Raw genomic sequence first — 1,609 nt, forward strand, 5'->3', positions numbered from 1 at the left:
TATAGGGCGACAACCATTTTATACACATATATTTTGGTGGGCAGGTTATTTTTTTTATAAGAGACTGGTTCGCCACCGGTCAACGTCACGACCAGGACGTCGACGCCCTCGGCCGCGTACCTGGCCGTGGTCGCGGCGCCCTTGCTCGATTCGTCGTCGGGGTGGGCGTGCACCGCCATGAGGCGAAGGCCACTCACGTCTCGCTCACCATCGCTCTCGCTCGCGGGTGTCAGAACTACGTTCCCTATAGTTCCATCCGACCCCCCGTTTGTTCCGACCACCCCCGGGAGCGAGAAACCGATGACCGAGCCCGCACCGGACTCCGCGGCGACCTCGGCCGCCGCAGCAGCGCGACACGCCGATCGATACGGCCGGAAACCCCCGGTGCGTCGGCTGTGGCTCCTGGTCACGCTCGGCGTCGGTGTGCTGGTCGCGGGCCTCGGCGTCGCCTATCTGGGGTTCCAGAAGTACGGCCCGAAGGCGATCGAGACCGAGCAGCTCGGTTACGTGGTCGACGACGACTCGACACTCACGGTGCGGATGAAAGTGACCAGAGACTCACCGCAGCAGGCCGTCGTCTGCTTCGTCCGGGCGATGGACCGCGACGGCGCCGAGGTCGGCAGGCGCGAGGTTCTGGTCCCCGGATCGGACTCGACCAGCGTCCAGGTGACCACCACGGTCAAGTCCTCGGCGCGCGCCTCGGCGGGCGATATCTACGGGTGCACCGAGGAAGTGCCGGGCTATCTGCGCATGGAATAGCAGGCCACGCCTAGCCTGACCTGCATATTTATGGGACATGCTAAAATGGCCTGATACACGGTTCCGGGGCTCGGAGCCGTGTTTGCTGCATTGGCGGCCAGCGGTGCTGTTAGCGGGTTATGGGTTCACCCCCCAGGATCGCTCCAGCCGTCGGGCTGGTGCATGCCCTCCTGCGGGAGGGCACCGTGCTGGTTTCAGGGAATCCCGGTCCGCCGGGAACAACTACTAGGGAGTGATCGAGATGACCGAGAATGTGACCTGGCTTACCCAGGAGTCGCACGACAGGCTCAAGAGCGAGCTGGACTCGCTCATTGCCAACCGTCCGGTCATTGCCGCCGAGATCAACGAGCGCCGCGAAGAGGGCGATCTCAAGGAGAACGGCGGCTACCACGCCGCGCGCGAGGAGCAGGGCCAGCAGGAGGCGCGCATCCGCCAGCTGCAGGAACTGCTGAACAACGCGAAGGTCGGCGTCGCCCCCACCAAGTCCGGTGTGGCGCTCCCGGGCTCGGTCGTCACCGTCTACTACGACGGCGACTCCGACGACACCGAGACCTTCCTCATCGCGACCCGCGAAGAGGGCCTCGGCGCGACCAACCTCGAGACCTACTCGCCGAACTCCCCGCTCGGCGGCGCGCTGATCGACGCCAAGGTGGGCGAGACCCGCGAGTACACGCTGCCCAACGGCAACACCATGAAGGTGACCCTGGTCAGCGCGGAGCCGTACCACGGCTGAGCGCGGCCCCGCCGAGCCCAGATAGCCTGAACCCGAACGCAAGCGGGGGCGCCCCCCCCAGAGCGTGGGGCGGCGGGGGGGAGTGTGGGTGTGAGGGGGGGAGCTCCCGCGCGCGCC

At 66.4% G+C, this 1,609-nt stretch carries 3 protein-coding genes; 2 read left to right on the forward strand and 1 reads right to left on the reverse strand.

What is annotated here, in order from left to right:
• The coding region (locus tag ACFWPJ_RS32365) for a PIG-L family deacetylase (protein ID WP_378857265.1) at positions 1-197 on the reverse strand (197 nt) is incomplete at its 3' end.
• 103 nt (positions 198-300) lie between these two features.
• Here ACFWPJ_RS32365 and ACFWPJ_RS32370 point away from each other — a divergent pair.
• Positions 301-759 carry a DUF4307 domain-containing protein gene (locus ACFWPJ_RS32370; RefSeq protein ID WP_378857267.1) on the forward strand — a complete coding sequence of 153 codons (459 nt, stop codon included), beginning with the start codon at positions 301-303 and terminating at the stop codon, positions 757-759.
• A gap of 241 nt (positions 760-1,000) precedes the next feature.
• Complete coding sequence (gene greA / locus ACFWPJ_RS32375) at positions 1,001-1,492, forward strand: transcription elongation factor GreA (protein WP_030201047.1); 492 nt, start codon at positions 1,001-1,003, stop codon at positions 1,490-1,492.
• Positions 1,493-1,609: the final 117 nt, after the last annotated feature.

The organism is Nocardia sp. NPDC058497 (assembly GCF_042720195.1).
Lineage (GTDB): Bacteria > Actinomycetota > Actinomycetes > Mycobacteriales > Mycobacteriaceae > Nocardia.